This window comes from Roseitranquillus sediminis (assembly GCF_016918935.1).
In the GTDB taxonomy this organism is placed as follows: Bacteria; Pseudomonadota; Alphaproteobacteria; order Rhodobacterales; family Rhodobacteraceae; genus Roseitranquillus; species Roseitranquillus sediminis.
On record NZ_JAFFOB010000017.1, the window covers coordinates 25,462 to 32,659 of the forward strand.

A 7,198-nucleotide genomic window follows, 5' to 3' on the forward strand; every position below is an offset into this window, starting at 1 on the left:
TTGGCCGAGTGGAGCCTCGTCGGCTGTGCCCTCGGACGCTGGAGCCCAGGCCTCGGCGACCCGACCGCGATGGGCTGGGTCACGGTCGCGGCCTACGCCCTGGCGGCGCTCCTGGCGCTGGCGGCGGCGGCAAGGCTTCCGGAGAACGCTCCCGCGCGCCGGACCGAGCGGCTCTTCTGGCTCGTGAGCGCCGCCGCGCTGGCCGTGCTGGCGGTGAACAAGCAGCTCGACCTGCAGTCCTTCTTCACCGCCTACGGCCGCTGCGTAGCCTGGGCGCAGGACTGGTACGACATGCGCCGAACGGTGCAGGCCGGGATCGTGCTGGCGCTGATCGCCGCCTCGGCCCTGGGCGGCGCATTGGCGCTCGTCCTGCTGCGCCGGACCCTGCGCCGCACCGGCATCGCAGCGGCGGGGCTGATCGTGATCGTCGCTTTCGTCCTCGTCCGGGCGGTGGGGTTCCACCATGTCGATGCGCTGATCGGCCTGCGCGCGGGCGGGGCGCGGATGAACTGGATCCTGGAGATCGGCGGCCTCGGCATCTTCGCCCTCGGGGCGCTCGGCGCCCTGCGTTCCCGGAGCGGCCGGCGGTGACCGCAGCGGTGCTTCTGGAGGCGATCGGCGCCGGTCCAGCAGCAGCTTTCGCCGCGTTCATCATGTCCGGGCGCTGTCGTTGACAAGCGCAGGGGTATGCGACACGACGCAGCCGAACTGAGAGAGGGACGTCTCACCCATGAAAATCGCGATGATCGGCACGGGCTATGTCGGCCTAGTTTCCGGCGTTTGCTTTTCCGACTTCGGGCACGAGGTCGTCTGCGTCGATAAGGACCCGCGCAAGATCACCATGCTCGAGCGCGGCGAGGTGCCGATTTACGAGCCGGGGCTCGAGACCCTGATGGGCAAGAACGTCGAAGCGGGGCGACTGACCTTCACCGGCGATCTCAAGGCGGCCGTCGATGGCGCCGACGCGGTCTTCATCGCCGTCGGCACGCCCACGCGCCGCGGCGACGGCCACGCCGACCTCACCTACGTCTACGCCGCCGCCGAGGAAATCGCCCAGGCGCTCACCGGCTACGCCGTGGTGGTCACCAAGTCGACCGTGCCGGTCGGCACCAACCTGCGGGTCCGCGACATCATCCGCGAGACCAATCCGCAGGCCGAGTTCGACGTCGCCTCGAATCCGGAATTCCTGCGCGAGGGCGCGGCGATCGACGACTTCATGCGACCCGACCGGGTGGTCGTCGGCGTCGAGTCCGAGCGTGCGGCCGGGGTCATGGCGGATATCTACCGCCCGCTCTTCCTGCGCGACTTTCCGATCGTGACGACCGACATCGCCTCGGCCGAGATGATCAAGTACGCCGCGAACGCCTTCCTCGCGACCAAGATCACCTTCATCAACGAGGTGGCGCTGCTCTGCGAGAAGGTCGGCGCCGACGTCAAGCAGGTGTCGAAGGGCATCGGCCTCGACGGCCGCATCGGCAACAAGTTCCTGCACGCGGGCCCCGGCTACGGCGGCTCGTGCTTTCCCAAGGACACCTCCGCCTTCGCCCGCACCGGGCAGGAACTCGGCGCGCCCCTCCGGATCGTCGAGACGGTGATGGCCGTCAATGATGCGGTGAAGCGGCGGATGATCGACAAGATCCTCGACCTCTGCGACGGCTCGGTGAACGGCAAGACGATCGCGGTGCTGGGCGTGACCTTCAAGCCCAACACCGACGACATGCGCGACGCCCCCTCGCTCACCATCGTCCCCGCCCTGGTGGGCGGCGGCGCCAAGGTGCGCGTGGTCGACCCGCAGGGCCGGCGCGAGGGCGAGCACCTGCTGCCCTCCGTGACGTGGGAAGACGACCCCTACACCGCCGCGGCGGACGCCGATGCCGTGGTCATGCTGACCGAATGGAACGAGTTCCGCGCCCTCGACCTCGGCCGCCTCGCCAAGGCCATGGCCAAGCCCCGCATGGCCGACCTGCGCAACGTCTACTCCCCGCGCGACGCCGAGGCGGCAGGCTTCACCGCCTACGCCGCCGTCGGCCGCTGACCCGCGCCATACTGCGGACTGTATCATTGCAGAACGCCGCAAAGCTGGCATTGTCGGCGCATCATGTGCGGCGAGCAGCGCCTGCGGGCGGCCGCCCGCGCGGCCTTGCTCCCTGCGCAGGCGTGAACAGATCTTGGGTGACGCCGACCGTTCCACCTACTTCGCTGCTGTAGCCTCCACCGCTCTTGAGGCCGACTTCAGCACGAACCCGTGACGCAGAACCAGAAGGCCCGCCATGTCCACACGCGGAAAGACTTTCCAGAGACTGCAGACGAAATTCCGCACCGCCCGCTTTCGCATGGTCGAAAGGCACATTCTCGACATCCTTAGGCACAAGGACGAGGTCGAGATACTCGACGCCGGGGGCCGGTCAGACTACTGGAGAATGCTCTCCGACGATCTGAGGCCTAAGGTCCGAATAATCTGCATGAACTTTCAGGACGAGCTTGACCGCTACAAGTCAGGCGCCGCCGATCTCAGGATCGAGGAGGTCGAGGGGGATGCGTGCGCGATGCCGCAATACGCGGATGGATCCTTCGACCTCGTACACTCCAACAGCGTCATCGAGCACGTGGGCTCCTTGAGAAATATGGCGCGCTTCGCGGCGGAAACACGCCGAGTCGGGAATGCCTATCACATCCAGACTCCGAATTTCTGGTTCCCGATCGAGCCGCATTACGCCTTTCCCTTGGTACATTGGCTGCCAGATCAGGTACGCCTATGGCTGTTCACACATTTCGATGTCGGCTATGCAAGGAAGTGCAGCTTCCCGGAGGCGCTTGGCCGGGTAGATCACACCAGAATGATCGGCGCCTCCATGCTCCGCCAGCTTTACCCCGACGGACGGCTTGAGAAAGAGCGAATGGGCTTCATGGCAAAATCCCTGACCGTCGTTCGGGATTTCGATCCGAGCCGAAGGAACTGAACCTGCTTCCGATCCGGGCAGGTTGGTCCTGCCCGGGCCGGACTGCATCACTTTTCCCAAGGATATCGATAGACGCTGTAGATGTGGCGCATGAAGAGTAGATAGTCGAAGTCGCTGTAGGACTTGCGATCCGCGCCCTCGACAGGTGAGTAGAGTGCTGTCGCGCCACCCTGGAAACGCCACGGATCGAGTCCCTCGGTCCGCAATTTCCAGTGTCGCATGTGGTAGTCGAAGAAGGAATCGTGGCGCCAGTCTTGCTTGTGTCCTCCGGCAAGGAGCCAGAGAACGAAGGCGTGCTGGTTCTCGTGGTTCTGGTCGGGGCCCTGGCGATAGGGGTGAGACCAGCGATAGTTTACCGCTGCCGCTTCCCGGGTGCCGATCCATTCGGGCATCGGGTGACCTTTCAACATTCCCTGCTCGTAGGGCTGCGCACCTCGCCCTCCGTAGGAAGGAGTCCATTTGATCGTCGGGTGGATGCCTTGCGAAACGTCCACCATCTCCTGACTGACGTAGACCGTCATCGCATCTTCCTGCCAGTTCTCGTGCGCCGCGACCTCTGCCATCATGTCGGCATCGGCCAGCAATTTGCCGGTCATGAAGATGTTGAACTTGCGGAAGTTGTTATGTCCCCCGGAACCTGAACCACGCCATTGGTTGTTGCGGGCCGCCACGCCGAGGGAGGCTGCGTGCTTCAGGATGCCGTAGCGGTCCAGCCCGGCCTGCACGATGCCGCGCGACACGTCCGCCTTGTCGGCGACCGAGGCGTCGCTGCTGAGGAAGGCCACGACCGCATCGGCCGCTTTCATGAGGTCCCGCCCATACTGGCTTTCACCCTGAACGGGATCGAAGGCATTCCGCTGCCAGTCCGGCCCCAGATCGATGTTCGGCCGGACGAACGCTCTCTTCAGCGCTGCCTTCGATGGCACGGACAGACCCGATGTATCCAGAGACGGACACGTATCGAGGATGTTCGCGGCTACGTCCTTCATGCGATAGCGAGGTTTCCGGCCGGCCGCATCAGGCCAGCAAAACGGTGGGCGGAACTCGTCGTGAAAGGGGCTGTAATCTACGCAGGTGAGAACGAGAAACCGGTCGCTGAGCTTCTTGTAGCTGCCCGTAAGCGGGTGATCATAGTTGGACACCGAGGCGACGAGGCTGTCGCCCTGGCCCATCTGCACGAAGGCGCGGGGATCGGAAAAAACGTTTAGCTTGTCGTTGTAGTATTTCCGCGCCGCGCTATCGAAGCCCGTGGCCAAGCCTGAGGGCGGGTTCAGCATCGCTCCGTTGATCTTGCGTTCGTTCGCGTCACTGGTGACGCACGGCGCCGGGGCCGCGACCCTGACCCCGACGGTCGAGCCGGCGGGCATCTTGATGAAGGGATCGCCCTTTCCCGGTCCCTGGACGAAGTGGCCGACCTCGACCGGCCGGTCGAACTCGAAGAGAACGCCGTCGTGGGCATACTTGGTGACGGTCCAGGTCGGGGCCGGGTCGTCGCCGGATGGCGCCGTTGCGGGCTCCGCCTCGACATGCGCGACATGGACGGCGCTTGGCACGTAGCCGTTGTCGTATCTGGTCACGACCGCCACCTGCCGCACACCCGCCGGGACCTTGTAGGTGCCCGAGGACAGGGTAATCGGCGCGCCATCCGCATAGGCCTCCACGGTCGGCAGGCCCGGCAACGGGTCGGCCGATGCGGCACCGGCGTCGTGGGTCAGGGTCGTTCCCGCCGACACCGTCGAGACGCCCACGCCGCCCACCTTGATCTGCGGCTCGAACAGGAACTTGGGCCGCGGGCTCGCTCCCGCCGTCGCGTCGTTCATCCAGCGCAGGATCATGTCCTCCTGCTGCTGCGACAGCGCCATGTTGAACACGTGGATGAGCGGTCCGAGATTGCCGCTGACCCCGTTGTTCCGCTTGCCTGCCCTGAGACGGGCCCCGTAGGTCGCCCTCTTGCTCCATCCGGCCGGAGGCGCGGGAAGAAGCTCGCTCACGCGCTCGCCGCCGACGGACAGGGTCGCCTCCTCGGGGGTGATCTTGCCGCTGAACAGGATCCAGCGCCCGTTGGTCGCGGCGGTGCCGTGGGTGATCGTGTGCTTGCTGCCGTCCTGGAGCGGCACCATCATCGAGGGGCGGTTGCTCCCCGTCAGATGGACATAGGCCAGATCCGTATAGCTGCTCTCCATGGCGCTCATCAGGTAGGCGGGATCGGTGCCGTTCGAATTGTGTCGTGCCGCGACGAAGAACGATTGCTCGGACGTTACCGTGATCGATTCCTGCGCCTGCCAGGCCTTGCCTCCCTTGAGCGAGGTCAGGCCGCGGTCCGGGTCGTGTATCGAGAGGGCGCCGGAGCTGTCGCGGGCGGTCAGGCACGAGACCGTCCCCGCGACCGGCACCACCGACGCCACAGGATCGCTGTCGTTGCCCGCGATCGGCGTCGCCGGCGGCGTGTCCCCGTAGAGATGCGTCCGCGCGGCTTCGACGAAGATCCCCTGGATGCCGGGCGTCGCATCGAAGATGTGCTTCTTCGGATGGAACGGCGTGACCTTCAGGTTCAGCGTCAGCTTGGAACTCTGGTTAGCGGAGTTCGTCGCCCGCAGGGTCAGCGGTGCTTCCTCGGTGAACACGTCGAACCGGCTGATCGCCAGCATCCCGCTGTCCAGCGACATCTGGACGTCGCCCGCGTCGTAGCTGCCGACGCCGATCCTTTCCTCGGGATCGCCGTTCTGCCGCAACAGTTCGAAGGTCGTGTCCTGATCGACGCCGCTGAAGTGGGCCGCCGCATCGAAGGTGGCGATGCCGAGGTCTCCGCCCGTCTCGAGCCCCTGCTCGATCTCCCACGTCGCGGCCGCAGACAGCGCCGTCAGTTCGACGACGGGCTCCGGGATCGGCTCGGGCTCCGGTTCGGGTTCGGGCTCCGGGGTCGGTTCGGGCTCCGGGGTCGGCTCGGGTTCGGGCTCGGGCTCCGGGCCAGGCTCGAGATCCGGCTCGGGCACCTCCTCGAGGTCCGGCTCGGGCTCGGGGAAGGGCTGAAGGATCTGGTCGGACCCGGAGTCGTCCGCGTCCGGAGCGGCCGCGACCGATAGCTGGACGAGTCTTAAGCCGAAGATGTGGAGCCGCCCGGCCTGCTCGTTGCCGCCCTGGAGTATCTGATGGACCGTGAGGCGGATGCGGCTCGCGCCCTGCGGATGTGACAGCTTCAACGTCCGCAGGTCCACGAAGACCGAATTGCCCGAATGGCTCGAGGTCAGCACCGTCGCGTGATGCGTCGCTCCGATCGGGTTGCCGGCTGCGTCATGGGATTGCAGGGTGATCGACGCCTGCGTCCGCCTGCTGCTGTTGTTGCTGTGGTACTCCATCGCCAGGCTCAGCGCGTATTCGCCCGGCACCTCGGCGGGCAGCGAGAAGCCCCGCACGATGTCCGCCGCGTCCGGAGGCGGCAGGTAGAGCTGCGCCGCTCCCCTGGAGGCCACCGGGTTCTCCGACAGGCCCGCCGGAACCGACCGCGTGGCGGACTGGGTGTTCCAGTTGAGGTCGGGCGCCCGGTAGGCGACCGGCATGATCCCGTCGGAGAAGCTCAGCGCGAGGTCGAAGAGCCGCGCGCCGACCTGCGTCTGCACGGCGGCCGTGGCAATGTTGCCGCTTTCGTCTTCGGCGCGGAAGGCGAGGCTCAGGATCTGCCCGTCGACCGCGCCGGCGGGGATCTTGTAGCTCGCGGTCGAGCCGCTGATCGTGACGTCTGCCGAGACGTCGGCGCCGTCCAGCGTCGCGGCCGTGACGGAGCGGGTGACGACGCCGTCGCCGCCCCTGGTGGAGAGGTCGAGGGTCAGGATGTCGCCCGTCGCATAGGTCGCGGCGAGCTTGGGCGTCTCGACCCAGGTGACGCGGTAGCCCGCCACCGTCGCCGTCGAGCTCGCCTCGCGCACCGTACCGTCCGGGGCCGCGAGGCTCTCGGTGACGGTATAGGCGACGCCCCCCGCGGCGACGTGGTGATTGGGACTGAACGTCACCGCCGTCCTCGACACCGGCCCCGAAGGGTGGGCGTAGCTGCCGGCGCGCGCCTTGTCCGCCAAAACGTCGCCCTCGACCAGCGTCTCGAAGAAGGGCGGCGTCTCGACCGTGATCTCGACCGGCGGCTCGGCCGGCTCCTCGGGCTCGACCGGCGGCTCCTCGGGCTGGACCGGGACCTCGGCCGCCTCGACCGTCACGACATCGGTCCAGAACGACGCGCTCGTACCGTC

General features: G+C 66.7%; 4 protein-coding genes. 3 read left to right on the plus strand and 1 reads right to left on the minus strand.

What is annotated here, in order from left to right:
* The 3 genes from JM664_RS11810 (at position 1) to JM664_RS11820 (ending at position 2,960) form a co-directional block, all read left to right on the plus strand.
* On the plus strand, positions 1–591 hold the full coding sequence (locus JM664_RS11810) for an isopropylmalate isomerase (protein ID WP_227420131.1): 591 nt from the start codon (positions 1–3) through the stop codon (positions 589–591).
* A 139-nt stretch (positions 592–730) separates the two neighbouring features.
* The gene (locus tag JM664_RS11815; RefSeq protein WP_227420132.1) at positions 731–2,035 is read left to right on the plus strand and encodes a UDP-glucose dehydrogenase family protein; all 1,305 of its coding nucleotides are present in this window, start codon (positions 731–733) and stop codon (positions 2,033–2,035) included.
* A gap of 298 nt (positions 2,036–2,333) precedes the next feature.
* Positions 2,334–2,960: a class I SAM-dependent methyltransferase gene (locus tag JM664_RS11820; protein ID WP_227420133.1), complete on the plus strand. Its 627-nt coding sequence runs from the start codon at positions 2,334–2,336 to the stop codon at positions 2,958–2,960.
* Positions 2,961–3,007: 47 nt separating this feature from the next.
* Here JM664_RS11820 and JM664_RS11825 read toward each other — a convergent pair.
* On the minus strand, positions 3,008–7,198 hold a 4,191-nt coding region (locus JM664_RS11825), incomplete at its 5' end, for a hypothetical protein (protein WP_227420134.1).

What these genes read in the sequence shown, in the direction of transcription:
- JM664_RS11815 (WP_227420132.1), top strand. Translation starts at nt 731, where the DNA reads ATGAAAATCGCGATGATCGGCACGGGCTATGTCGGCCTAGTTTCCGGC.
- JM664_RS11820 (WP_227420133.1), top strand. Translation starts at nt 2,334, where the DNA reads ATGGTCGAAAGGCACATTCTCGACATCCTTAGGCACAAGGACGAGGTC.